The 24,931-nt window shown below is 43.7% G+C and carries 20 protein-coding genes; 8 read left to right on the plus strand and 12 right to left on the minus strand.

Translation table 11 applies throughout. The features are described 5' to 3' along the window. Positions 1-44: 44 nt before the first annotated feature. Positions 45-1,358, minus strand: a complete 1,314-nt coding sequence (locus ABXT42_RS11525; RefSeq protein ID WP_443628289.1) for an ammonium transporter — start codon at positions 1,356-1,358, stop codon at positions 45-47. Positions 1,359-1,583: 225 nt separating this feature from the next. On the opposite strand from ABXT42_RS11525, the gene ABXT42_RS11530 reads away from it, so the two are divergent. The 6 genes from ABXT42_RS11530 (at position 1,584) to ABXT42_RS11555 (ending at position 9,328) form a co-directional block, all read left to right on the plus strand. Beyond that, positions 1,584-3,413, plus strand: a complete 1,830-nt coding sequence (locus ABXT42_RS11530; RefSeq protein WP_443628290.1) for a sensor histidine kinase — start codon at positions 1,584-1,586, stop codon at positions 3,411-3,413. A 26-nt stretch (positions 3,414-3,439) separates the two neighbouring features. Next, complete coding sequence (locus tag ABXT42_RS11535; RefSeq protein ID WP_443628291.1) at positions 3,440-4,789, plus strand: sigma-54-dependent transcriptional regulator; 1,350 nt, start codon at positions 3,440-3,442, stop codon at positions 4,787-4,789. Positions 4,790-4,964: 175 nt separating this feature from the next. Further along, a complete protein-coding gene (locus ABXT42_RS11540) occupies positions 4,965-5,978 on the plus strand; it encodes a DctP family TRAP transporter solute-binding subunit (protein WP_443628292.1) in 1,014 nt (337 codons plus the stop codon). 85 nt (positions 5,979-6,063) lie between these two features. Next, positions 6,064-6,789 carry a TRAP transporter small permease gene (locus ABXT42_RS11545; protein WP_443628293.1) on the plus strand — a complete coding sequence of 242 codons (726 nt, stop codon included), beginning with the start codon at positions 6,064-6,066 and terminating at the stop codon, positions 6,787-6,789. A 2-nt stretch (positions 6,790-6,791) separates the two neighbouring features. Further along, positions 6,792-8,168 carry a TRAP transporter large permease gene (locus ABXT42_RS11550; protein WP_443628294.1) on the plus strand — a complete coding sequence of 459 codons (1,377 nt, stop codon included), beginning with the start codon at positions 6,792-6,794 and terminating at the stop codon, positions 8,166-8,168. 23 nt (positions 8,169-8,191) lie between these two features. Beyond that, complete coding sequence (locus ABXT42_RS11555; protein WP_443628295.1) at positions 8,192-9,328, plus strand: MFS transporter; 1,137 nt, start codon at positions 8,192-8,194, stop codon at positions 9,326-9,328. Positions 9,329-9,342: 14 nt separating this feature from the next. Here ABXT42_RS11555 and yczE read toward each other — a convergent pair whose 3' ends face one another. The 8 genes from yczE to ABXT42_RS11595 form a co-directional block, all read right to left on the minus strand. Next, the gene (gene yczE, locus ABXT42_RS11560; RefSeq protein ID WP_443628296.1) at positions 9,343-10,023 is read right to left on the minus strand and encodes a membrane protein YczE; all 681 of its coding nucleotides are present in this window, start codon (positions 10,021-10,023) and stop codon (positions 9,343-9,345) included. Positions 10,024-10,072: 49 nt separating this feature from the next. Continuing rightward, a complete protein-coding gene (locus ABXT42_RS11565) occupies positions 10,073-10,903 on the minus strand; it encodes an ABC transporter permease subunit (RefSeq protein ID WP_443628297.1) in 831 nt (276 codons plus the stop codon). An 11-nt stretch (positions 10,904-10,914) separates the two neighbouring features. Next, entirely contained in the window at positions 10,915-11,790 is an 876-nt protein-coding gene (locus tag ABXT42_RS11570) for an ABC transporter permease subunit (RefSeq protein ID WP_443628298.1), read from the minus strand. Next, a complete protein-coding gene (locus tag ABXT42_RS11575) occupies positions 11,787-12,890 on the minus strand; it encodes an ABC transporter ATP-binding protein (RefSeq protein ID WP_443628299.1) in 1,104 nt (367 codons plus the stop codon). Before ABXT42_RS11575 ends, ABXT42_RS11570 begins: the two co-directional genes overlap by 4 nt. A 10-nt stretch (positions 12,891-12,900) precedes the next feature. Beyond that, the gene (locus ABXT42_RS11580) at positions 12,901-14,007 is read right to left on the minus strand and encodes an extracellular solute-binding protein (RefSeq protein ID WP_443628300.1); all 1,107 of its coding nucleotides are present in this window, start codon (positions 14,005-14,007) and stop codon (positions 12,901-12,903) included. 121 nt (positions 14,008-14,128) lie between these two features. Beyond that, on the minus strand, positions 14,129-15,496 hold the full coding sequence (locus ABXT42_RS11585; protein ID WP_443628301.1) for an aspartate aminotransferase family protein: 1,368 nt from the start codon (positions 15,494-15,496) through the stop codon (positions 14,129-14,131). Between the two features lie 15 nt (positions 15,497-15,511). After that, positions 15,512-16,855 (minus strand): glutamine synthetase family protein, encoded by a 1,344-nt coding sequence (locus ABXT42_RS11590; protein WP_443628302.1) that lies wholly within the window; start codon positions 16,853-16,855, stop codon positions 15,512-15,514. Beyond that, a complete protein-coding gene (locus ABXT42_RS11595) occupies positions 16,852-17,628 on the minus strand; it encodes a gamma-glutamyl-gamma-aminobutyrate hydrolase family protein (protein WP_443628303.1) in 777 nt (258 codons plus the stop codon). Before ABXT42_RS11595 ends, ABXT42_RS11590 begins: the two co-directional genes overlap by 4 nt. 324 nt (positions 17,629-17,952) lie before the next feature. Here ABXT42_RS11595 and ABXT42_RS11600 point away from each other — a divergent pair, with 324 nt between their 5' ends. Both ABXT42_RS11600 and ABXT42_RS11605 read left to right on the plus strand, forming a co-directional pair. Then, the gene (locus ABXT42_RS11600; protein WP_443628304.1) at positions 17,953-19,329 is read left to right on the plus strand and encodes a glutamine synthetase family protein; all 1,377 of its coding nucleotides are present in this window, start codon (positions 17,953-17,955) and stop codon (positions 19,327-19,329) included. A 14-nt stretch (positions 19,330-19,343) separates the two neighbouring features. Continuing rightward, entirely contained in the window at positions 19,344-20,624 is a 1,281-nt protein-coding gene (locus ABXT42_RS11605) for an NAD(P)/FAD-dependent oxidoreductase (protein ID WP_443628305.1), read from the plus strand. Between the two features lie 33 nt (positions 20,625-20,657). Here ABXT42_RS11605 and ABXT42_RS11610 read toward each other — a convergent pair whose 3' ends face one another. From ABXT42_RS11610 to glmS, 3 genes are all read right to left on the minus strand, one after another. Then, entirely contained in the window at positions 20,658-21,203 is a 546-nt protein-coding gene (locus ABXT42_RS11610) for a helix-turn-helix domain-containing protein (RefSeq protein ID WP_443628306.1), read from the minus strand. A 57-nt stretch (positions 21,204-21,260) separates the two neighbouring features. Continuing rightward, positions 21,261-23,033, minus strand: a complete 1,773-nt coding sequence (locus tag ABXT42_RS11615) for a CHASE domain-containing protein (protein ID WP_443628307.1) — start codon at positions 23,031-23,033, stop codon at positions 21,261-21,263. Positions 23,034-23,109: 76 nt separating this feature from the next. After that, positions 23,110-24,930, minus strand: a complete 1,821-nt coding sequence (glmS, locus tag ABXT42_RS11620) for a glutamine--fructose-6-phosphate transaminase (isomerizing) (protein ID WP_443628308.1) — start codon at positions 24,928-24,930, stop codon at positions 23,110-23,112. Position 24,931 lies beyond the last annotated feature (1 nt).

Raw genomic sequence — 24,931 nt, forward strand, 5'->3', positions numbered from 1 at the left:
TGGGCACAGGCTAAACCTAGATAGGCTTAGCCTGTGCATTCAAGTTAGCGTGAGCGAATTTCTTCTGGATAAGCAATGCCTTCAAGCTCGTTATCCATACCGTCACGTTGCACGCCGTCACCAGCGCGCAAGATGCCCAACTTGTTGAAAATCCAAGACAACACATAACCAGGAATGAAACCAGTAGCAATCATTACTGCTGCGCCTACAACCTGACCTGTCATGTTAATTGGTGGAACTTCAAAGCCATCCCAAGAGCTAAATCCGGGGTAGCCACCTAGGAAGATACCCACAGCTAACAAGCCCCAAACGCCACACACACCGTGCACAGCTACAGCACCAACCGCATCATCGATGCCCATTTTTTCGATTTGCTTAGCAGCCCAAGGGCCTAAGAAACCACCAGCGAAGGCGATTGCAAATGCCAAAGGTGGATACCACAAATCAAGGCCGGCAGCGGCTGAAATCACACCACACAAAGCGCCAGACATCATCCAAAATGGATCACGAGTACAGGCGTAACAACCAATAATACCGCCAGCAACAGCCATAAGGGTGTTAAACAGGTATGCAGAAAGTGTTGTTGGGCCACCGTATATGTTGGTCCAACCACCATTAGTACCATAGTTATATAGTACACATGCGCCGATGAAACCGAAGAAACCTACAACAATGAGCATCAAACCTGTGATGGTCATTGGTAAGCTATGTCCACGGATTACGTTAGCACTGCCGTCGGTATTGAACTTACCAATACGTGGGCCAAGGTTTATCAACACACCTAAAGCAAAGAAGCCTGAGATAGTATGCACCACACCAGAAGCTACAGCATCGTGATAACCAAACTCAGTGACCAACCAACCCGCTGGGTGCCAGCCCCAAGATGCTGCTAAGTTCCATACAACAGAGCCTAGAATCACCGCTAGCACAACAAAAGATGCCATACGAATACGCTCTATAACTGCGCCAGACAAAATGGATGCTGTAGTACAAGCAAACAAAGTGAACGCACCCCAAAATACACCTGTGGCTTGGTCTGCCATATTAGGTCCCATAATGGCTGACATAGGTAACCCAAATTCACCCCATACTGGGTCGTAGGTAAAGCCTTGCCACATGGATAAGTAGATTAACCAACCGAACATATAAAAAGTGGGAATCATAAACGCGAATGCGAGAATGTTTTTGGTACCCGAAGCCAAGGAATGCTTAACACGTGAGGCGCCCATCTCATACATGAGAAAGCCTGCGTGAATTAGAATCATAATGGCGGTACACCAATAATAAAATATTTCAAGGTTAGTGTTGCTCAAACCTTGCAACGCCTCTATTGCTGCCTGCATTTCTTCAGGAGTCATTGTCTCCCTCCATTTTTTGTTGTTATTTTTAGGCCCACAGCCTTTTAGCTGTAGCATGGGAGATATAAATATATGCATACAAGAGATATAATTATTTCTCACATCAATCATAGTACCCATGAAGCTGCACTATCTTCACGCACAAAACCGCCATAGTTTTTTTGTTAATAAGTAGCAAAAATAGATGTAGTGGCTTAATTTTATTAGATTAATAAGTGATTTATCATGATAGACAAAAACGACATCATTTATAGAAAACCGAGCTGGTTGCAAAAAAATGTAAAGTTTATGTACATAGCCGCACTAATGTTGTCAGTGCCATGTTGGTTGTGGGTTAGCTGGATAACCCTAAATGAACAGGCCCATAAAGACCTGTATCAAAAGGTGTATGGTGATTTGTCACTGTTTGCTGAAAGCCTCAATAGTGAACTGGAAAAGTATCGCTTTATTCCAAAAGTGCTCATGCTGGAGTCTAGCTTTATAGCACAAGTATCAAACGATGATTTGACTACTACGCCCAAGCTACCTAGCCAACACCTGCAACATATACGCCAAGTAACAAATGCTGATGAAGTGTTTGTGATGAACGCCCAAGGCACCACAGTTGTCTCCACTAAATTAGAAAATATTGGTACTGAATATAAAAATAGCCCATTTTTTAACTCAGCTAAAGCGGGTGGGTCTGGTGGATTCTTTACGCTGGGTTTATATGCTGGAATAAGAGGGTACTATTTTAGTGAACCTTTATTTAATCCTGCTTCAGGTGAGGTGGTGGGTGTCATCGTAGTAAAAGTGAATATGGCCCGCCTAGAGCGCAACTGGCTCAATAACGCCACACCTATGTTAATTACAGACGAGTACGGCGTAGTCATTGCCTCTAGCATTCCTAGCTGGCTGTTTACGACACGCTCGCCTCTAAGCGAAGTGCAAAAACAAGATATTCGTAACAGTAGCAAGTACCCGATGGTCTCTTTTCCACTATTACAGACAAAGGTGCATAAGAACACCCCTTATGGCCAAATTGTAAGCTTACCTAAGGCAGGCTTTAAACGTGTATTAGAAGTGACCAAGGTTATGCCAGAATTAAATTGGACGATCTATGGTGAAGGAGACCTCACTGTGGCAAAAAAAGATGTTTACCAAGGCGTTGCCATTTCAACACTGCTGTGGATACTACTGCTAAGCTTAGCCTATGTTATTACTCAAAGGCGCCTTCAACTTATGGAAACTCTGCACCGTAGAGAAATTAATCAAAATCGCCTACAGCAAGCCAAAGGGCAATTAGAAACCCGTGTGGCAGAGCGAACTCAAGAATTAGAGTCCAGTAATGAGGAGCTCAAACAAGCTCAGCAAGAATTAATACATGCAGCCAAACTTGCCACGTTAGGTCAGCTTGCCACAAGCGTCACTCATGAAATCAATCAACCTTTGACAGCTATTTTGGCATCCGCTGAAAATGCAGAGCAGTGGCTGACTCGACAGCAAGCTGATAAGGCCTTAGGTAACATTTTAAAGATTAAATCTTTAGCTCATAAAATGGGCCTTATCACCTCACACCTAAAAACTTTTGGTCGTAAAACAGATGATAAAACAGAGTGGGTTTGCCCCCAAATCGCACTAGACAATGCCTTATCTTTACTGCAGCCACGCATCACTGAACAGGGGGTTAAAACCAAAATTGAGGACATGTCTAGCATCCAAGTGATGGCTAATGATGTTAGATTAGAACAAGTGTTTATCAATCTATTAACCAATGCGTTGGATGCAATGAACCAAAGCCCTGATAAGCAGCTAAGTATATATTTTAACCATGACCTACCAGGCAACCAAAAACAGGTGACCATATACGTTACTGACACCGGGTCTGGAATTGATAGTGAGCACTTACATCACCTTTTTGATCCTTTTTTTAGTACTAAAGATGTAGGCGTGGGACTAGGTTTGGGACTCACCATTTCATACAGTATTATAAAAACGATGGGGGGTGAGTTGCGCGCAAAAAACTCCAATGATGGCGCCGAATTTGCCATCCAGTTACGCGCAAAAACACGTTAATCATGCACAACCATAAGAGAGAACACATGCCCTCACCCACTATTTGTGTGATAGATGACCACCAAGACATTCGCAGTGCTCTAGTTGAGATGCTGCAGCTGGCAGACTATCGTGTGACTGCCTTTTCTAGCGCTAAAGACGCTTTAGAAACGCTGGATAGAAACTTTACAGGCATTGTCATCAGTGATATTCGCATGCCCAATATGGATGGTTTTGAGCTACTGTCTAGATTACAAAAACTAGACTCAGACTTACCTGTATTACTCATCACTGGACACGGTGACGTACAAATGGCTATTAGTGCCATTCGCAGTGGCGCTTATGACTTTATAGAAAAGCCCTTTCGCCGAGAGCACTTGTTAGAAGTGATCAAACGAGCACTGGATAAACGCCAGCTAGTGTGTGAAAACAGACGCTTAAAAGACGCTATAGCGTCTCAAAACAAAGAAAGTATTATTGGTCAATCATCGGCCATTAACTCCCTTAAAGAAAAAATTACTCGCCTGGCTAAAGCTGATGTTAACACGCTCATCCGAGGCGAAACTGGCACAGGTAAAGAACTGACCGCCAGGCGGTTGCATGAACAAAGTGATCGTCATAAAGGCCCTTTTGTTGCAATCAATTGTGCAGCATTACCAGAGTCTATGATGGAAGTAGAATTATTTGGCCACGAGGCAGGCGCCTTTACTGATGCAAAAAAAACCCGTATAGGCAAGTTTGAATACGCGCACCAGGGCACTATTTTTTTAGATGAAGTCGAAAGTATCCCATTAGCATTAGCTATTAAAATCTTGCGTGTATTACAAGAGCGTCAAGTAGAGCGGTTAGGTTCTAATCAATCTATTAATATAGACATCCGTGTTATTGCAGCCACCAAAGTGGACCTAAAAAAGCTATCAGAACAAGGTGCCTTTAGGGAAGACCTATATTACCGGCTAAATGTGGTCGAGCTGTACTTACCACCATTGCGTGAGAGAGACCAAGATGTAGCCATGCTATTTAGGTACTTTGTAAGCCAAGCCAGTGGCCGCTTTAATGTTCCTGCACCTGAGCTATCTGTTCATATCATAGACACATTAATGCAGCATGACTGGCCTGGTAACGTGCGTGAGCTGATTAACGTTGCTGAGCGATTTGTGTTAACAGATACCCTTATTGACCAGCACACTTTAGCGAGTTGGCAATCTGACACTGATCAACAAAGCCTACCTAAACGTTTGGAGCGTTACGAAAAACGCCTTATCGAAGAAGCCCTTTTACAATCTCAAGGTTCAATTAAACTCACTTATCAAGCTCTGGGCATTGCCCGTAAGACCTTATATGACAAATTAACCAAGTATGGACTGGACCGTCATCGCTTTATCGATGATCAATAGGTGTATAGATACCCACACACCAGTCAGTTTTAGCGTGTGGATTATATTACAATTATTTTATTTTCAAAAAAAATAACCAATATTATCAATTACTTAATATGTGGCACAAAGATTGCAATCTTAGAATAGTAGTACCACTAGAGAATCACTAATAATTGTAATAACGAGGTTCAATATGAAATTGTTTCTAAAAACGGCACTCGCCAGCACTATGGCTATGGCACTTGTATCCGCTCCAGCCCAAGCTAGCGATGTTTGCCAAGATGGCGAAATCGTCATTAAGTTTAGCCATGTAACCAACACCGACAAGCACCCAAAAGGGATCGCCGCAACGGCTTTAGCTGAGCGCGTCAACAGTGAAATGGATGGCAAGGTGTGCATGGAAGTGTATCCAAACTCAACCCTATACGGCGATGGAAAAGTGCTAGAAGCTATGCTGCTAGGCGATGTTCAAATGGCTGCGCCATCTTTGTCTAAATTTGAAAAATATACCAAACAATACCGTTTATTTGACCTACCTTTCATGTTTAAAAACATGGATGCCATTGATGCATTCCAGTCTTCTGAAACTGGTCAAAACATGAAATCTGCTATGGTTAAACGTGGCATTTTGGGATTAGAGTTTTGGCATAACGGTTTGAAGCAATTATCGGCTACAAAACCTCTACTATCTCCTTCAGATGCAGCTGGCATGAAGTTTCGTGTAATGGCATCAGATGTTCTTGTAGCACAGTTTAAGGCGCTTGATGCTGTGCCTCAAAAGATGGCCTTTAGTGAAGTATATCAAGGCTTACAGTCGGGTACGATCCAAGGTCAAGAAAACACCTACTCAAACATCTACGGTAAGAAATTCTTTGAAGTACAAGACAGTGTTACAGAATCAAACCATGGCATTCTAGATTACATGGTGGTCACGTCAACAGAATTTTGGGATGGCTTGCCTAATGATATCCGTAATCAGTTAGAAACTATTTTACGTGAAGTCACTGTGTCTCGTAACGCGCAATCCTTTGCTGTAAATGAAGCCAACAAAGAAGCGATATTAGCTGCTGGAAAAACTATCCATACGCTAACAAAAGAGCAGCGTGCTCAATGGAAGGCCGCTATGCTGCCTGTGTGGGATGAGTTTAAAGATGACGTAGGTCAAGAAAATATTGATGCGGCGCAAGCCATTAACGATCAATATTAACCCCCTACACATACTTTAACCACAGGGCTCTAATTCTTAGGGCCCTACTTTTTTAACCTTATTTTGATAACCTTTAGGTGGTGTTATGACTACTGAGCCGTTACTAAAACTCCCATTAGGTGATCGCATTGAACGAAACTTTATTGCTCTAATGTTAGGGCTAATGACGATGATTACTTTCACCAATGTGGTGATTCGTAAGTTACAAGAGATGGCTTTTTGGCGCAGTGATTGGTTTGAGCCTTGGGCCGAACCTTTGTCCACCTTTGGGCTTCAATCTCTAGAAACTACCGTATTTCTTTTTGCTTGGTTGGGCATTGTGGGCACCGCCTATATGGTACGCATTAATGCTCAATTAGGTGTCGATGTGGCGCTTAACTATATGTCACCTAGCTGGCGCAAGGCTGCCACTTTACTGGCTGTTTGTGCCTGTATCCTTTATACACTGCTATTACTTAAAGGCAGTTGGGATTACTGGGCTCCATTTGCCAATTTACCCCCTACTGACGGCCGCATCATCCCCGAAGGTTTTAAGACGCGTTATTTAACCCAGGGTTATTATGAAGTGAACGATATTGTCATGCCGGACTGGGGACAATTTTTAGCTACTTGGTTTAATGATGGAGAGGCCTATGAAAAAATTCCTCGCTTCATACCCTATTTCGCACTGCCACTGGGCATAACCATGCTTTTATGGCGTTATCTGCGTGTTGCTGTAGATGTGATGCAAGACAGAGCCAACATGATCATAGCCAGCCACGAAGCCGAAGATCTCGTTGATCAGGCCTCCGCAGAAGCAGACAAGGATTAACCATGGAAGCCTTATATTTATTTATACTGGTCATTTTATTGCTCTTAATAGGCGTGCCTATTGCCGTATCATTAGGCTTGAGCTCAATCTTATTTTTACTAGTGTATTCTGACAGCTCTTTAGCTTCTGTAGCACAAACCTTATTTTCTGCCTTTGAAGGGCACTACACGTTACTAGCTATCCCGTTTTTTATTTTAGCATCTAGTTTTATGTCCACAGGTGGCGTAGCCAAACGGATCATTCGTTTTTCTATAGCGTGTGTTGGCCACTTCCACGGCGGCTTGGCTATCGCTGGAGTGTTTGCATGCATGATGTTTGCAGCCCTTTCTGGCTCTTCGCCTGCCACTGTAGTGGCTATTGGTTCTATTGTCATCGCAGCCATGACAAAAGTGGGGTATAGCAAAGACTTTGCAGCAGGGGTCATATGTAATGCGGGCACCTTAGGTATCTTAATTCCACCATCCATTGTGATGGTAGTTTATGCGGCAGCTACAGATGTATCCGTAGGACGGATGTTCCTAGCCGGAGTAATCCCAGGATTGTTAGCTGGCACTATGCTCATGGTTACTATCTATTTTTATGCTCGTTATAAAGGCATGCCAAAAGGTGAATGGGCGGGTTGGACTGAGGTATTTAGTGCAGCACGAGCTGCCAGCTGGGGTTTATTTTTAGTAGTGATTATCTTAGGTGGTATTTATGGGGGCTATTTTACCCCAACCGAAGCTGCTGCCGTGGCGTCTGTATATGCCTTTTTGGTATCGATGTTTATTTATCGTGACATGGGGCCACTTAAAACAGTAGATGGACAAACACCACTGACCTTAAGAGCGAATCCTCGCGCTTTGTTTACGGCATGGTTTCACCCCGATACTCGCCAGACTCTTTACGACGCGGGTCGACTATCCATCACTTTACTGTTTATTATCGCCAACGCTCTAATTCTAAAGCATGTATTAACAGACGAACAAATTCCACAGACGATCGCTACTGCAATGTTAGCGGCAGGTTTGGGGCCCATTATGTTTTTAGTGATGGTTAATTTAATCTTACTCATTGGCGGCCAATTTATGGAGCCGTCTGGCTTGATTGTTGTGGTAGCTCCGTTAGTATTCCCTATTGCCATAGAACTAGGTATAGACCCCATACATTTGGGTATTATCATGGTGGTTAATATGGAAATTGGCATGATCACACCTCCTGTTGGTCTTAACCTTTTTGTCACTTCAGGAGTAGCAGGAATGTCTGTAATGCGCGTAGTAAAAGCGGCCACTCCTTGGCTTGGGATCTTGTTTGTGTTCTTAATTATGGTAACTTACATCCCTGCCTTATCAACGTTTTTACCAAACTATTTTATGGGGCCAGAACTTATAATCCGCTAACACTAAGCATATTAGGACTGTAAATGGCTCAATATTTATCCACAAAAAAAGCTCGCCTTGCCACCCGGCTCTCATTTTTTACTGCTGGGTTTGTAATGGCGTGTTGTGCGCCATTTTTTCCCTTTATTAAACTAAGTGTGGGTGCCGATGAGCGGCAGTTTGGTTTGCTTTTACTTTGCTTTGGGCTAGGCTCCATCATAACAATGCCTGCAGTTGGAGTGGTTTGTGCAAGGTATGGTGCTAGGTCGATGGTACTTTTGGGTGGCTTTGGGCTTGTCGTTTTTTTGCCAGCGCTAGTTGTTGCTCAAACTTCGTTTATGTTGGGTAGCATGTTATTTCTTTTTGGTGCGTCACTTGGCACTATAGATGTGGCTATGAATGTTCATGGTGTAGAAGTAGAGTCCTTGGAAAAGCGCTCGTTAATGTCCAGCTTTCATGCTCAATTTAGCATTGGTGCATTGTGTGGCGCAGGGCTAATGACCTTATCTATATCTCTAAATATTTCAATTATTACCGCTGCGCTGGTAGGCGCTTGCGTGGCCCTAGTGGCCATGGTGGTAGCGAGTAGGGGCCTGTTAGATTCTAGGGCGCAGGAGCCCCCCGCTCTAGCACTGCCTCATGGCATAGTTTTATTATTGGGGCTATTGGCTGCTATTGCATTTTTAGTAGAGGGAGCAGTGCTAGATTGGGGAGCTATCTTAATCATTGACCAACAATTAACAGCGCCTAAAAATGCAGGCGTGGGGTATATTTTATTTTCAGTGGCCATGGTGATTGGCCGTTTAACTGGCAGCAAAGTTGTAGGGTTATGGGGCGAGTTTTGGGTGCTTATTACTAGTGGCATGATCACTATTTTTGGTATTGCTACAGTTCTGCTTGCCACATTAGAATTTTTTGCTTTAATGGGATTTGCACTGATTGGCTTGGGTGCGGCCAACATAGTACCTATTCTCTTTAGCGCAGCTGGAAGGCAAACTGTTATGCCTGCCAGTTTGGCCATCGCCGCTGTTACTACTACAGGCTATGCTGGTGTGCTAGTAGGCCCTGCAATGGTGGGCTTTGCAGCTGATTTAACCAGCTTATCCACTGCGTTTTGGTTACTGGCTGGACTTATTACACTAGTGCCGGCCACAGCTTACTTAGTCGTTAATAAGACCTAGATGAAACATCATGGCTAGGCCAAAGCTTTGCTTTGCCCAAACACACTATTTAATGCGTACATGCTGGCTGCAACCGATGGGCCAATACCCAATGCAAAGAGCACTGTGCCAAGGCCAACAGTGCCTCCCAAAGCCCATCCAGCAGCAATCACAGCCACTTCTAAGCCACTTCTAACCCAAGCTATGGGTAAGTCTGTCACCCTTTGCAGCCCAGTCATTAGGCCGTCTCTTGGCCCCGGGCCTAAGTTTGCAATGAGATACAAGCCTCCACCAAAGCCTGTAACCACTACGCCAAGCACTGCTTCCCCTAGCTTTAGCATGACATGGTCAAAGGTTGGCAAAAATGGCAGCAAAAATTCTAGCACTAAAGAGATAATCACAGCATTAAGAATGGTGCCTATGCCTGGCATTTGCCTAAGGGGGATCCAGCAAAACAACACCACAAAACTGGTCACAAAGGTCGCCAACCCCAAACTCCACCCTGTGATCTGGGTAATGCCCTGAGCGAGCACCGTCCAAGGGCTCACGCCTACACCAGCAGCTACCAATAAGGCTTCGCCTAATCCAAAAAGAGTGAGCCCTACGATAAGAAATAAAACAGAGGCTAAAGGGGGTTTAATCGTTAAAGCTTTTGGCGAGCTCCAAAACAATGTGGGCACCGCTTTAACAGATAAAAGTTTGGGGGTTAGTTTCATGTTGTAACAATATCTCAGATAACCTAGTTGTGGTTTAGATTTAGTGGCCTTACGAGTCGCCCGTGGGCAGATTAACCGATTGCGTTTCTACTCGTCTGGCTAACCACCACGCAGTCAGCACACCTGTTGTTGCCAGCAATACAATGATCGTTGCCAAAGCATTGATCTTGGGGCTTAACCCTAAGCGCACGCTAGAGTATACCACCATCGGCAAGGTGGTAGAGCCTGGGCCTGACACAAAGCTTGCGATGACTAGGTCATCCAAAGATAGGGTAAAGGCTAACAACCAGCCAGAAACCAAGGCTGGCGCTATAATGGGTAAAGTGACTAAGAAAAACACCTTCCAAGGAGGGGCGCCTAAGTCTCTTGCGGCTTCCTCAAGGGAAACATCCATCTCTCGCAGACGCGAGCTAACCACCACAGCTACGAACGCCGTACAAAAAGTGACATGAGCAATTAAAATGGTCAACATGCCGCGGCCCGCTGGCCAGCCGATAGTTTGCGCCATAGCAACAAACAACAGTAATAGAGACAAGCCCGTAATGACTTCTGGCATGACCAAAGGCGCTGTAATCATGCTAGCAAAGGCTGCCTTGCCCTTAAACTTACCCATTCGCACCATTACAATAGAAGCCATAGTGCCCAAGACTACCGCTGAAGATGCTGCAAGAAAGGCAATTTTAAAGCTCATCCATGCTGCGCCCAGCATCTGCTTATCCTTTAGTAACTCGCCATACCATTTGGTGGAAAATCCACCCCACACAGTCACCAGCTTAGATTCATTAAATGAAAAAATAATAAGGATGAGGATGGGTAAATAAAGAAATATAAACCCTAAGGTTAAATAGGTTTTGCCCAAACTTGAAACTTTTTTACCCATAAATCGGCTCCTTAATTCTCTAATTCACGAGCTTGATAGCGGTGAAATAAAGTGATGGGTAAAAGCAGCAAGAGCAGCATCACAATAGCTACAGCTGAGGCCACAGGCCAATCTCTATTATTAAAGAATTCTTGCCATAGCACCTTACCAATCATTAAGGTTTCAGCACCGCCAAGCATATCCGGAATAATAAATTCGCCAACTGAGGGGATGAAAACTAACATAGACCCCGCAATCATACCTGCCTTTGATAAAGGCAGTGTGACGGTCAAAAATACTTTCCAAGGAGGTGCGCCTAGGTCTGAAGCAGCTTCCAAAAGGGAGTTATCCAGCTTCATTAGGTTAGTATAAAGTGGCAAAACCATAAAGGGTAAGTAGGCATAAACAATACCTACATACACTGCAAATTCAGTATTTAACATGGCAATAGGCTGGTCTATTATTCCAAGCCACATTAAAAAATTATTAATCAGTCCATTGTTTTTCAAGATACCTACCCAGGCGTAAATCCTTATCAAAAAGGAGGTCCAAGAGGGTAAAATAACCAACATGAGTAATGCATTACGTGTAGCAGATGGTGCACGCGCGATGACATAAGCGATGGGATAAGCCACAAACAAACAGATGATCGTAGCAATCGCAGCGATACGAATAGAGCTTAAGTAGGCACGGATATATAGATCGTCTGTGAACAGGTAGGCATAGTTGCCTAAGTTGAGCGTAAGTGTTAATTGTTCATCAGCCCAAGTGAACAAATCGGTATAGGGAGGAATGGCATAATCCATCTCCGAAAAACTAATTTTAAATACAATGACAAAGGGCACTAAAAAGAACAATGTTAGCCATAAATAAGGCACACTGATCACACTTTTTCGCCCCCAACTCATCGGTATAGCACCACAGCACTAGTGATAGACCAATATAAATACACAGTGTCTTCCCAAGTTACTTTTTGCTCATGGCGATCGTTATTGGTGCCTATGGTCATCACCCTCTTACCACTTGCTAGCTTTACATAATAAACTGAGTGTCCACCAAGGTACGCTATATCTTCTACCATGCCGGTAAGCCAATTATCTGTTAGCTCAGGCTTTTCTTGGCTCATCGTTATTTTTTCAGGCCTTACTGCAATTCCCAACGAGGAGCCCAAAGGGGCGTTAACTCCTGCCTCCACTTGTATCGGCACGTGCAAATCTGCACAGCTTAAGCGGGTATAATCTGCCTCCAACTGCGTCACTGTGGCATCAAATATATTCACTGATCCAATAAACTCAGCTGTGTGTCTACTATTGGGGAACTCATAAATTTCACTAGGAGTACCCACCTGCATAATTTCGCCATCATGCATCACACTAATACGGTTGGCCATGGTCATGGCTTCTTCTTGATCGTGGGTTACCATCACGCAAGTGACACCTACGGATTCAATAATATCCACTACTTCTAATTGCATTTGGCTACGCAGTTTTTTATCCAGCGCACCCATAGGCTCATCAAGTAAGAGCACTTTAGGTTTTTTGGCTAAGCTTCGAGCCAAGGCAACGCGTTGCCTTTGACCACCAGATAGTTGATCAGGTTTGCGTTGCGCAAAGTCCTGCATACGCACCAAAGTCAGTAGCTCTAATACTTTTTTAGCTATTTCAGGCTTAGAGAGTTTGTTTTTTTCTTGTTTTAAGCCAAAGGCAACGTTTTGTGCCACGCTCATATGAGGGAAGAGGGCATAAGACTGAAACATCATATTAACCGGCCGTTTATGGGGCGGTATTTGAGAGATGTCTTCACCATCTATGAATATGGCGCCTGCAGACGGAATTTCAAACCCCGCAAGCATGCGCAAAAGTGTGGTTTTGCCACAACCAGAGCCACCCAGCAGGGCGAAAATCTCGCCCTTATTAATGCTTAAATTCACCTCTTTAACGGCGGTAAGGCCACCAAAATTTTTACTTACTTGGCGAATTTCCAACATCGGCTGACTGTCTTGGGTCATGACAACGTCCTTAGTTTGAGCTACGAATATCAGTCCAAACTCGGTTCATGGTGCGTGTTACCTTGGGTGGCATCACATCAAAAGTAAACAAATTAGCCTTAGCTTCATCTGATGGATAAATACCAGGATGAGCTAAAATGTCTTCATCAATTATTGAGGATGCTGAGGTGTTTGCGTTGGCATACCAAACATAGTCGGTAATTTCTGCAATCACTTCTGGGCGTAATATATAATTTAAGAACTTATGAGCATTTTCTACGTTTGCAGCGTCGGCTGGTATTGCCAACATATCAAACCACATAGGCGCTCCTTCTTTAGGAATCACATATTCAACCACCACACCGTTGTCAGCTTCGGCAGCACGGTCTCCAGCCATCAAAATGTCACCAGACCAACCCACAGCAAAGCAAATGTCTGCGTTTGCTAACTCATTAATGTAGTTAGAAGAGTGAAACTTAGTCACATTAGGTCTTACAGCCTTCATTAGGTCAGCTACCGGGCCTTTATAATCTGCATGATTAAGGCTGTTAGGGTCTAAGCCTAAATAATTAAGTACTACTGGTAAAATTTCGTCTGCCGAATCTAGTATGCTGACACCACATGAGGCGAGCTTGGAAATATTTTCTTCTTTAAATAGCATATCCCATGAGTCTAATGGTGCATCATCACCTAAAACTGCAGCAACCATTGCTGGGTTATAACCTATGCCTGTGGTACCCCAAAGGTATGGAATGGAATGAGCATTATCTGGATCTACACTGGACAAACGCCCCATTAAAGCTGCATCTAGGTTAGAGTAATTGGAAAGCTTAGACTTATCTAAGGGTTGAAATACGCCCGCCTTAATCTGGCGGCCTAAAAAAGATGAGCTAGGCACTACTAGATCATAACCTGAGTTGCCTGATAGCAACTTAGCCTCAAGTACGTCATTACTATCAAACACGTCATAGACTACTTTAATGCCTGTTTCAGCTTCAAAGTTTGCTATGGTGTCTTCGGCAATGTAGTCTGACCAGTTGTAGAGGTTAAGCACTTCTTCAGCATAGACAGAGCCTGATAAAAGGCTTGTCGCCAACGCCAAAGACGTGAGTGAGGTAGTTAGTTTTTTAGTTAGCATGATAAAGACTCCAATTATTGTTTTAGTTTAGTCGCTACTTACTTTCTATTATTTGCGATTTGCTTACTTCGCTGGCACACAAATGAGCCTAGCTTGCACTAGGTCCACTTTAATTTTATCCCTACCCCTCTACTTGGAGTAAAGTCTGATCAAGAGACTTTTTAGTAATCTCAATCAATTCATCAATTTCTAGCTTACTGATAATCAGTGGTGGGCACATGATCATACTCTGCCCAACAGCACGCATAACCAAGCCATTAGATAACGCGTAATCTCGACAAATACTACCAATACCCACTTCACTAGGATAGTTGGTATGGCTTTTTTTATCTTTTACCAGCTCTATGGCGCCCATCAAACCAATCCCTCGTATTTGTCCTACTAAGGGATGGTCGAGCAACTCAGCTAAACGTTTTTGCAAGTAGGGTCCCGTGACATTTCGTACCTGCTCCACCAAACCTTCGTTCTCAATAATTTTCACATTAGCAGAAGCTACTGCGGCTGCCACTGGATGTCCAGAATAAGTATATCCATGAGCAAACTCTCCTCCCTCAATGACGACCTTAGCTACGCGCTCGCTTATCAGCACACCGCCAATAGGCATATAGCCTGAAGATAGCCCTTTAGCGATGGTCATAAGGTCTGCCTCAATACCCAGTGTTTCAGAAGCAAACCAGTTTCCTGTGCGGCCAAACCCGGTAATCACTTCGTCAGCAATCAATAATATATCGTATTTTTTACATAGACGCTGAATTTCTGGCCAGTAGGTTGATGGCGGCACAATAACAGCTCCAGCACCTTGTACCGGCTCACCAATAAAAGCGGCCACATTTTGTGCACCACACTCAATGATTCTGGTTTCTAACGCTTGGGCTGCACGTAGGCCAAAGTCAGCTTCAGTTTCACCAGGTAAAGCTTCGTGGTACCAATGTGGCTGCATGATGTGCTCTATGCCGTCTATAACACCACCTTGGGAATGCATTCCTTTCATGCCCCCTAAGCTCATAGATGCCATAGTGCTTCCATGGTAGGCATTGTCACGGGAGATAATGATACGTTTACTGGGCTGGCCCTTAGCTTGCCAATAATGACGTACCATACGTACGTTAGTATCGTTAGATTCAGACCCGGAGCCTGTGAAAAACACGTGACTAATATGGTCAGGTGCTAGCTCTTTTAGCTGTGCGGCTAACTTAATAACGGGGGGGTGTGCAGTTCCAAAAAAACAATTGTAATAGGGTAGCTCTCGCATTTGCTGGGCGGCTACGTCGGCTAATTCATGACGTCCATAGCCCACATTTACACACCAAAGACCCGCCATACCATCCAGCACTTTACCGCCATCAGAGTCGTATATATAACAGCCATCAGCGCTAGTAATAATGCGCGTGCCTTTTTCATGCATAGCTTTGGAATCAGTAAACGGATGCATATAATGCTGCTTGTCTAATTCTTGTAGGGCTTTCGTGTCATGTTGTTTTGCGTTCATTTTATTAGTTTCCTATTACACACTTAATAGCAGGTATTCACGTTCCCAAGAACTAATGACCTGCATAAAATTATCATTTTCTTTTTCTTTCACGGTCAAATAAGCTTTGACGAATCGGTCGCCAAATATTTCCCGCAAAGGTTCACAGCGATCAAGCTGAATCAAGGCTTCGGTTAGACTGCGTGGCAATTCCCGTGTGCCTTTATCATAGGCGCTGCCCTCTACAGGTGCGCTTGGTTCTAATTTTTCTTTCATGCCTAAGTAACCACATGCAAGTGTGGCAGCCATAGCTAGATAAGGGTTTGCATCAGCCCCTCCTACTCTATTTTCTACGCGTAGGTTGGGCCCTGTTTTTTCTGGTACCCGCAAGCCTACAGTGCGGTTATCAAAACCCCAGTGCATATTAACAGGGGCTGATTCGTCTTTTAAAAAGCGACGGTATGAATTCACATTTGGCGCAAACAAAGCAGTGGCAGCTTTGGTGTATTTTTGTAGGCCTCCAATATAGTGTTTGAGTGCTTCACTAACCCCGCCATCTTCACCGACAAAAATATTGTCCCCTTTTGCGTTTAAAACACTTTGATGAATATGCATAGAGCTACCCGCTTGGTTTTGCAGCGGCTTGGCCATAAAGGTGGCAGATAAATCATGCTTCAAAGCTGCTTCTCGTAAGGTCCTTTTAAATAAGAATACTTGGTCAGCTAAAGATAGCGCTTCACCGTGGCGAAAGTTAATCTCCATTTGGCCTAACCCTTCTTCATGAATCAAGGTTTCAACATCAAGATTTTGAGCTTCACAATAGTCGTACACGTCTTCAAAAAGAGGGTCAAATTCATTAACAGCATCGATTGAGTAGGACTGACGTCCTGTTTCTGCGCGGCCTGTTCTGCCCACAGGTGGCTGCAAAGGAGAGTCTGGGTTCAGGCTTCTTTGAGTCAGATAAAACTCAGCTTCTGGAGCGACAATAGGAGTGAGCCCCATGTCTGAATATAGTTTAAGCACTTTTCGCAATATGGTGCGCGGCGCCAAATCAACAAGCTCCCCATTAATATCATAACAATCGTGGATGATTTGCGCAGTAGGCTCACTTGCCCACGGCAATAAGTGCGCAGCATTAAGGTCTGGCTTTAGATAAACGTCAATTTCGGCAGGGTCAATCATACTGTAGTCATCTAAATAGTCCCCTGTTACCGTGGACACTAATACCCCTTCTGGCAAACGAATTCCAGCATCATCACAAAACTTAGAAGCGGGCATGATTTTGCCACGGGCTATGCCGGTAAGGTCGCTGACCACACATTCTACTTCTGTTATTTTGTGCTCTTTAAGCCAAGCTTTAAGGCCATTAAAATTAGTCATAGATTACCCACTGCTTTAGTTTGCATATGGCTGTTACAAGCTACAGCAAAGGCAGAAAAAATAGATTGATAGAAGTCATCTTTAGTGACTTGATATTCTGGATGCCATTGCACCGCCAAATTAAAACTTTTTCCATTAGGGTCTGTAAGAGCCTCAACTAAACCATCATCAGAGATCGCCTCAACCCTAAGGCCATCGCCTAACTTAAGAATGCCTTGGCCATGAAGTGAATTGACTCTAGCCTCTGATTTGCCATATAACTGTTGCAGCAACCCCTTATTTGTTAGGGTTATCCCATGACTATGACCATATTGGACTTCTATGGCATCGGCTTTATTTTCACGATGGTCATGATAACCCTCTACCTCTTGCACATGCTGGTGTAAGCTTCCACCATAGGCGACGTTCATTTCTTGAAAGCCTCTACAGATGGCAAGTAAGGGCACGCCACATGTTATTGCTTTTGGGATTAACGCCAATGTTAGAGCATCTCTAGCCTTATCGTGAAAAGTGCCTGTGCGACTTGGTTGCCCATAATGATGCGGCTCTACGTTACTGTGGCCCCCAGGTAAGAGAACACCATCAAGGTGGCTCAAAAGAGCATCTATATCCATGTCCAGCTGGTTATCCTTATTGGTTAGGGCTGGAATCAATACAGGCACAGCACCCATTGCATCTACCACAGCGCGAGCATATTTTTCACTCACCCTATGGTAGGGATGTAGGCCATCCTGATTCACTTCACACACAAGGCCAATTAGTGGCTTAGACATTATTATATATAACCATAGAGGTAAATTTTGGAGGTTAAATAACCATTTGTTTGCTGACCTGACAATAGCATAAAGATGTTTTAATCATCAAGCGTCCCGTCTATTATTATGAACACCTAGTTAAATACAATAGTGTCTCTTGTTATTTTTATCAAGTTATTGTTTTTTATATAAAAATTTTTACTATTTTTAAGTATATTAGCTATATTTGTGTTTTTTAATAAAAAAATAATCACATTATTCCAAACATGTGGCGTTGGAAGCTTGTCTATCCCCACCTTTCTGCTACCATCTTGGATAAACTCAATAAAGAGACTTGAACTTATGCCTCATAATATCGCCGCAAGCATTGAAGCCGAAGCCTTTCTTGCTGCTCACCCAGACCTTGTGGGTGTAGATTTATTACTGCCCGATCAACATGGCGTTTTACGAGGCAAGCGCATACCAGCACACGAGTTACTCAAAGTGTACGAGCAAGGTATTTATTTACCAGGCTCAGTATTTGCCCTTGATATTAATGGTAATACCGTAGAAAGCACGGGTATTGGCTTTGATACTGGCGATTGTGATCAGCCCTGCAGAGTAGTTCCTCATTCTTTAGCTATGGTGCCATGGCAAAACAAACCCATGGCCCAATGTTTGTTAACGATGGAGCAAAGACCAGGGGAGGCCTATTTTGCTAACCCACGTCACGTTTTAGATCAAATTTGCGATCAGTTTCAAAACCAAGGTCTCACACCCATGGTGGCAGTTGAATTGGAGTTTTACCTCACCGATGTTAACCGTCTTGAGTCTGGACTATTACAGCCACCCATTGCTCCAATAACTGGCCTTCGAGAGGCTGACACCCAAGTTTATGCTGTGGATAACTTAGATGACTATAGTGCGCTTTTGGATGACATTATGTTGGCCGCTCATGCACAAAAGATTCCAGCATCCACAGCCGTAGCTGAATATGCTCCTGGTCAGTTTGAAATAAACTTACAGCATATTGCGGACCCTGTACTGGCTTGTGACCAAGCAATTCTGCTAAAGCGCATTATCAAAAGCGTCAGTCAAAAGCATGGTTTTGGGGCCACTTTTATGGCCAAGCCCTATGCCGACCAAGCCGGAAGTGGCATGCATATCCACATGAGCTTACTGGATGCCAATGGCGTCAATGTTTTTGCTTGTAATGAGCAGAATCAACCGAACACTTTGTTAAGTAGAGCTCTAGCTGGACTACAAGCAACTATGGCTGAAACAATGGCTTTGTTGTGCCCTAAGGTGAATTCCTATCGCCGTTTTCAACCTGACTTCTTTGTCGCTATGGCGCCAACATGGGGAGTCGATAACCGCACAGTAGCTTTACGCATCCCTAACGGCTGCAGCACTGCCACACGGATTGAACACCGAGTTTCTGGCGCTGATGCTAACCCTTATTTAGCCATGTCTGCATTACTTTCTGGCGCCCTTCACGGGATTAATAACTTGCTGATATTGGGCCCTCAAACTACCGGCAATGGGGCAGAAAAAGTAGCCCCTAGCTTACCTTTGAACTGGGTGGATGCTTATGCAATGTTGAGCAATAGCAAGTTTGCTAAAGATGCCTTTGGCGCAGAATTTTTGCACGTCTATATCCAAGTGCAGCAACAAGAATATAATGAATTTAACCGCCACGTAAGTCGCTTAGAAATAGACTGGTACCAACGCACTCTTTAAAGGGCAGGTTTTCTATGAAACAAACACATACTCACTCATACTATGCAGCAAGTGCTAATCGACAGATTGAGTGCCCTATACTAGAAGGCAGTCACTGTGCTGATGTGTGTGTTGTAGGGGCTGGCATCACTGGCCTGAGTGCGGCCCTAAACTTGGCAGAACGAGGCTACAAAGTCACTGTTATTGAAGCCAATGTGGTGGGTTGGGGTGCCTCAGGAAGAAGCGGAGGCCAAATGCTTTTTGGTTTTGGTTGTGACATGTCCGTCATCGAGAAGTCTGCTGGAAAGATAGCTGCCAAAGCCATGTGGGACATGTCTGTAGAAGCGATTGATATATTGCGACAAAGGGTAGAGCAGCATCAAATTCAGTGTGATCTACAACAAGGCCACCTGCACGCGGCAATAAAACCAAGGCAAATGCATGAACTAGAACAATGGCAAGGCTCTTTAGAACAGGACTATGCTTATGGCAGCTTAAGCCTCTGGGACAAGCAGAAAGTACAATCCAATATGGCTAGTGAGCGTTATATTGGTGGGCTTTATGATACTAATTCTGGTCACATCCATCCTCTCAATTACACCTTAGGTTTGGCCAAGGCAGCTTTGGAGGCTGGTGTAACCATATACACAGGTTCTGCAGTGACCAAAGTGACTAGAAAATCTAAGGCTAATATTTGTCATACTGAACATGGCAACGTTAAAGCTAACCAAGTACTGTTTTGTGGCAATGCTTACTTAGGTAAACTAGTACCTGAAATTAGTAATAAGATTATGCCTGTAGGCACTTATATTGGTGCGACCCAACCCCTTGGTAAAGAAAGGGCTAAAGCTTTAATTAGTAATAATATGGCGGTTGCTGACATCAATTTTGTGCTAGATTATTTTCGTATGTCAGCAGACTACCGCATGCTCTTTGGTGGTCGAGTGAGTTACTCTACTTTAGCACCACCCAATCTTACCCAAGCTATGCGCCAGCGTATGCTTAATGTCTTTCCGCAATTAGCTGACGTAAAAATGGACTATGCTTGGGGCGGTAATGTGGCTATTACTATGAATCGTGGGCCGCACTTTGGACAATTGGGCCAAGATGTGTATTTTGCGCAAGGGTTTTCTGGCCATGGTATTGCTGCTACAGGTTTGGCTGGCAAACTATTAGCAGAAGCTGTGGCAGGACAAACTGAGAGGTTTGATCTATTTAATCAGATTAACCACTTACCTTTCCCTGGGGGCACATTATTTAAAACGCCTGCACTTGTATTAGCTATGGCTTGGTATCGTTTACGAGATATGCTGTAGCTGTTTACCTAAAAGGCTGATTTGAAGGGCCTCTTAATGTGTTTGACTGCCAGTGTTGGCACTGACAACTTTAGCAGTGACGTCGCCTAAGTTACGAAAGCGATGTGGTAGGTGGGTTTGGAAAAAATACCCATCTCCTGTAACTAACTGATAAATTTTCTGATCCACTGTCAGCTCAATTTCACCTTGCACCACTATGCCTGCTTCCTCGCCATCATATTTAATCATGTCTTCACCTGTGTCTGCTCCAGGTGGGTAGGTTTCACTGAGCATAGATATATTACGCTGCACTATGCTATGACCTATTAGCTTTATAGCAACACCTTGAGCGCTCATATCAGCTTGCTCAGCAGCCTTAAAAACCACTTGGTCGCTCTTCACAAGGTCTGTAGTGAAAAACTCTTCCACGCCCATAGGAAAGCCTTTAAGCACTTTAAGTAAAGAACTAAAAGAGGGGCTGACTGTGTTTTTTTCAATCATAGAAATGGTGCTATTGGTCACGCCTGCTCGTTTGGCCAGCTCCCTTTGAGAAAGGCCTAGGCGCTTGCGAATGGTTTTTAATCTAACACCTAAATCCAAAACAATTTCTCCATATACTTGGGTGGCTTAGCCAAACTGCATCGCTTGTGCTGGAGCCTATATTTGAGTTTGAGGTATAGGGATACGCACAAGCACCTTCACACCCTCATCAATTTGGGTATTAATATCAACCATACCACCTAAAGACCGCGCTCGCTCATCCACTCCAGACAAGCCAAAGCCTACTTTATTTTTAAGTGGATCAAAGCCAATACCATCGTCTTCTACACAAATAACAATATCATTACTGTCAATAAATAAAGACACCTTCAGCTTAGCTAGCTTAGCGTATTTGAGCGCATTATTAACTAGCTCTTGGACTATTCGGTAGCTTGCAATACTAATTATTTCTTCAACGGCATTTACCTTGTCATCAATATAGAGCTCTAGCTCAATGCCTTGCTCGTTTAAATGAAAGGCACTAATGCACTGCTCTATAGAAGCCTTTAAACCAAACATATCAAGTGCTTCAGGCCTTAAGCGTTGAATCATATCATGCATGGTGTCATACAATGTATTGGCTTGCGCAGTTATATCTTGAGCATAAGAATACACATCTTTTATCTTTTTGGTGTTTTCTAAGATGTGGGCATTGATCTTAATGGCGGTAAGGGTCTGGCCAAAACCATCATGTAATTCTCTTGCAATGTGATGAATTTGATCTTCTTGAACGCGTATTAGCTGCTGTACTAAACTAATATTTTCATCACTTTTTCGCTGTAGCGCCTTAGTTCGACTTGCAACCATGATTTCCAATGAATCATGTTGTTGGTTAATTTTTAATAAAGCGCTATCTCGCTGTAGCTGCAGCCTATACTTGGCAATCAAACTACGATAATAAGCGCCATATATAAAACACATAAGCAAAATCAGCATTGCCATGGCTTGAATATGCGGAGCAAACAATCCTGATGATTGCTTTATAGATAGAATAAATGACTGCCCTAAATCTTCTAATTTGTACTCTTCTACCAAGGTGTCTATTTCAATAATGGGGGTAGAGAGTGTCTGGGGAAATATTTCTTGTGTAGCTAGTTTGCGGCCTTTACCATAAAGTAGTTGAATGTTAGCTTCAGGTACGATGTTTCTCAAAGGAGCCAGCATTGTGTCTATTTTGATGACTATTAATACAGCCAACCCACCTTTCCCATGTTCTGCCATTACCCCCTGAGCACTATCATCCATGCCCAGCGCTTTAATCAATGTATAACCACGTCCGCCTTCTTTTAAGCTCCATGGTGCCGACGCCACTGGCTTGCCAGACTCTATTGATTCTAACAAAGTGACTCGCATATTACGTGCGGACATCATATCAAAGCCCATGAGGCCTTTAACTGAATCTAAATAAGGATCGATATAAAAAATAGGGAAGTACATAGGGGCCCCATTAACCATGTCAATGGTCTTACCTAAAGGGTTTTTCTTAGACACGTAACGAGTGATTTCATAGCCTGGGTAACCCAGCTTCTGCATTTTTTCTTGGTGTTGCGCTTTATTTTCTGGGTCAACACTAGTGAGCCCTTCAAACATATAAATGTGTGGGTACGCAGTACGCATACGTTTGGTGAAATTACGTGCTTTCTGAATATTATTGGTGCCAATACTTGTAAGCAAGCTACCAAACCCTGCTAATGCGGCGTCATTGATAACAAGCTGTTCATTCACATGAAAAAATGCGTCATTGGATTCTTTATAGAATTTTGTGCGTTGTTCATTGGTCACCCAACTGACAAAGACGAATAGCACGACAAATATGCTGGATATCCAAAAAAAAAGCCTTATCAGAGTTGATGGCAATAAGAAGAAATCTAATTGGCTGCTTTTTTCCATGATGATGTCATCCTTTTATGGGCCGTACTTGCCAATACTGCAGCAAGCTAGCATAGCGACCAGGTGAACTGTGTTGTTACTCCACAGTGACAGACTTTGCTAAGTTACGAGGTTGATCCACATCTGTGCCTTTAATAATCGCTACGTGGTAGGACAACAATTGCATGGGAATAGCGTATACGATGGGCGCTAATACTTCATGTACTTCGGGTACTACAATAATGTGAGTTGCGTGATCTTCTGCCATTTTCGCATGAGCATCGGCAAACACAAATAGCTCGCCACCACGAGCACGCACTTCTTGCATGTTGGCTTTAAGCTTATCCAGCATATCATCCTTTGGTGCCACCACAACCACAGGCATAAAGGCGTCTACTAATGCCAGTGGGCCATGCTTCAGCTCTCCAGCTGGGTATGCCTCAGCATGTATGTAAGAAATCTCTTTAAGCTTTAGAGCTCCTTCTGACGCAATTGGGTACATGCTGCCTCTGCCAAGAAATAGTGTGTGATGCTTGTCGGCAAACTTTTGAGCCACAGTTTGAATCTTAGTGTCCATCAATAAGCACTGCTGTAATACACCAGGCAAAGTTTGCATGGCATTAATAATGGGCTGGATATCTATATGTGAACGTTGCTTTGCTAGTAGTAACGTGAGGTGAAGTAACGTAATTAGCTGTGTGGTAAAGGCTTTGGTAGAGGCTACACTAATTTCTGGGCCTGCTTGTGTTAGCAACACTATATCTGATTCACGCACAAGACTGCTTGATGCCACATTACAAATAGCTAAGCTTGCGGCAAGTTTGGATTTATCAATGTGTCGTAAAGCTGCCAAACTATCCGCCGTTTCGCCAGACTGCGACAAAGTGATAAGTAAGGTATCCTCTGGTACTACAGCTTGGCGATAGCGATATTCACTAGCCACCTCTATTTGACAAGCAAGGCCTGCCAAACTCTCAATCCAATACTTTGCTACCATACCTGCTAAATAGCTTGTGCCACAGGCAATGATTTGTACATTTTTAGCCTTAGACAAAGCCTCAATAGCACTATCGTTTAAAATATTTTGTATTTTCCCGCCCACGACTTGCTGAGAAATAAGGTTGGACACAACCTTTGGCTGCTCATAAATTTCTTTGAGCATATAGTGTTTATAGTTGCCTTTGTCACTACTTTCTTCACTGTGTTCATAACGGTGACTTGGACGCACAACCACAGCGCCTGTATGATCTGTAACCGTAACGGCAGTTCGGCTTATTTCAGCAATATCACCATCTTCTAAAAACATAAATTGGTCAGTCACTTGCAACAGTGCCAGTTGGTCTGATGCAATATAATTTTCATCACTGCCCAAGCCAATCACTAGCGGGCTGCCTTTTCGTGCCGCTAACAATAAGTCCGGCTGAGTTTCATCCACTACACCTAACGCGTAAGCACCTTCACAGCGGCCCGCTGCCTCACGTACAGCTTGTGTTAGAGACATCCCTTGTTGGCGATTGCGGTGAATTAGGTGAGCAATAACCTCTGTGTCTGTATCGCTGTCAAAACCATAGCCTGTGGCGATAAGGTCTGCTTTAATAAGCTCAAAATTATCTATAATGCCATTATGCACTACGGCCAAACTACTATGAGACCAATGTGGGTGAGCATTCACTTCATTGGGAACACCATGTGTAGCCCAGCGTGTGTGGGCAATACCTACGTTACCTTGTAATGGCGATTGCATTAAGGCGGCATCTAAACTGGCTACTTTGCCTACCCTGCGGGTGCGCTGCAAGCCTTGGTCACTTAAGATTGCTACGCCTGAGGAGTCATATCCTCTATATTCTAGGCGCTTTAGGCCTTCTACAAGTATGCTACTGATATTGCGCAAGGCAATGGCTCCGACTATTCCGCACATG

Source organism: Candidatus Njordibacter sp. Uisw_002, assembly GCF_047730155.1.
Lineage (GTDB): Bacteria > Pseudomonadota > Gammaproteobacteria > Pseudomonadales > Balneatricaceae > Njordibacter.

Excerpts from the sequence above, each read along its gene's own strand:
- ABXT42_RS11585 (WP_443628301.1), bottom strand. The coding sequence starts at position 15,496 with ATGAACGCAAAACAACATGACACGAAAGCCCTACAAGAATTAGACAAG.
- ABXT42_RS11575 (WP_443628299.1), bottom strand. The coding sequence starts at position 12,890 with ATGACCCAAGACAGTCAGCCGATGTTGGAAATTCGCCAAGTAAGTAAA.
- ABXT42_RS11595 (WP_443628303.1), bottom strand. The coding sequence starts at position 17,628 with ATGTCTAAGCCACTAATTGGCCTTGTGTGTGAAGTGAATCAGGATGGC.
- ABXT42_RS11565 (WP_443628297.1), bottom strand. The coding sequence starts at position 10,903 with ATGGGTAAAAAAGTTTCAAGTTTGGGCAAAACCTATTTAACCTTAGGG.
- ABXT42_RS11555 (WP_443628295.1), top strand. The coding sequence starts at position 8,192 with ATGGCTCAATATTTATCCACAAAAAAAGCTCGCCTTGCCACCCGGCTC.
- ABXT42_RS11590 (WP_443628302.1), bottom strand. The coding sequence starts at position 16,855 with ATGACTAATTTTAATGGCCTTAAAGCTTGGCTTAAAGAGCACAAAATA.
- glmS (WP_443628308.1), bottom strand. The coding sequence starts at position 24,930 with ATGTGCGGAATAGTCGGAGCCATTGCCTTGCGCAATATCAGTAGCATA.
- ABXT42_RS11615 (WP_443628307.1), bottom strand. The coding sequence starts at position 23,033 with ATGGAAAAAAGCAGCCAATTAGATTTCTTCTTATTGCCATCAACTCTG.
- ABXT42_RS11550 (WP_443628294.1), top strand. The coding sequence starts at position 6,792 with ATGGAAGCCTTATATTTATTTATACTGGTCATTTTATTGCTCTTAATA.
- ABXT42_RS11600 (WP_443628304.1), top strand. The coding sequence starts at position 17,953 with ATGCCTCATAATATCGCCGCAAGCATTGAAGCCGAAGCCTTTCTTGCT.
- ABXT42_RS11530 (WP_443628290.1), top strand. The coding sequence starts at position 1,584 with ATGATAGACAAAAACGACATCATTTATAGAAAACCGAGCTGGTTGCAA.
- ABXT42_RS11540 (WP_443628292.1), top strand. The coding sequence starts at position 4,965 with ATGAAATTGTTTCTAAAAACGGCACTCGCCAGCACTATGGCTATGGCA.
- ABXT42_RS11605 (WP_443628305.1), top strand. The coding sequence starts at position 19,344 with ATGAAACAAACACATACTCACTCATACTATGCAGCAAGTGCTAATCGA.
- ABXT42_RS11525 (WP_443628289.1), bottom strand. The coding sequence starts at position 1,358 with ATGACTCCTGAAGAAATGCAGGCAGCAATAGAGGCGTTGCAAGGTTTG.
- ABXT42_RS11580 (WP_443628300.1), bottom strand. The coding sequence starts at position 14,007 with ATGCTAACTAAAAAACTAACTACCTCACTCACGTCTTTGGCGTTGGCG.
- yczE (WP_443628296.1), bottom strand. The coding sequence starts at position 10,023 with ATGAAACTAACCCCCAAACTTTTATCTGTTAAAGCGGTGCCCACATTG.
- ABXT42_RS11535 (WP_443628291.1), top strand. The coding sequence starts at position 3,440 with ATGCCCTCACCCACTATTTGTGTGATAGATGACCACCAAGACATTCGC.
- ABXT42_RS11570 (WP_443628298.1), bottom strand. The coding sequence starts at position 11,790 with ATGAGTTGGGGGCGAAAAAGTGTGATCAGTGTGCCTTATTTATGGCTA.
- ABXT42_RS11545 (WP_443628293.1), top strand. The coding sequence starts at position 6,064 with ATGACTACTGAGCCGTTACTAAAACTCCCATTAGGTGATCGCATTGAA.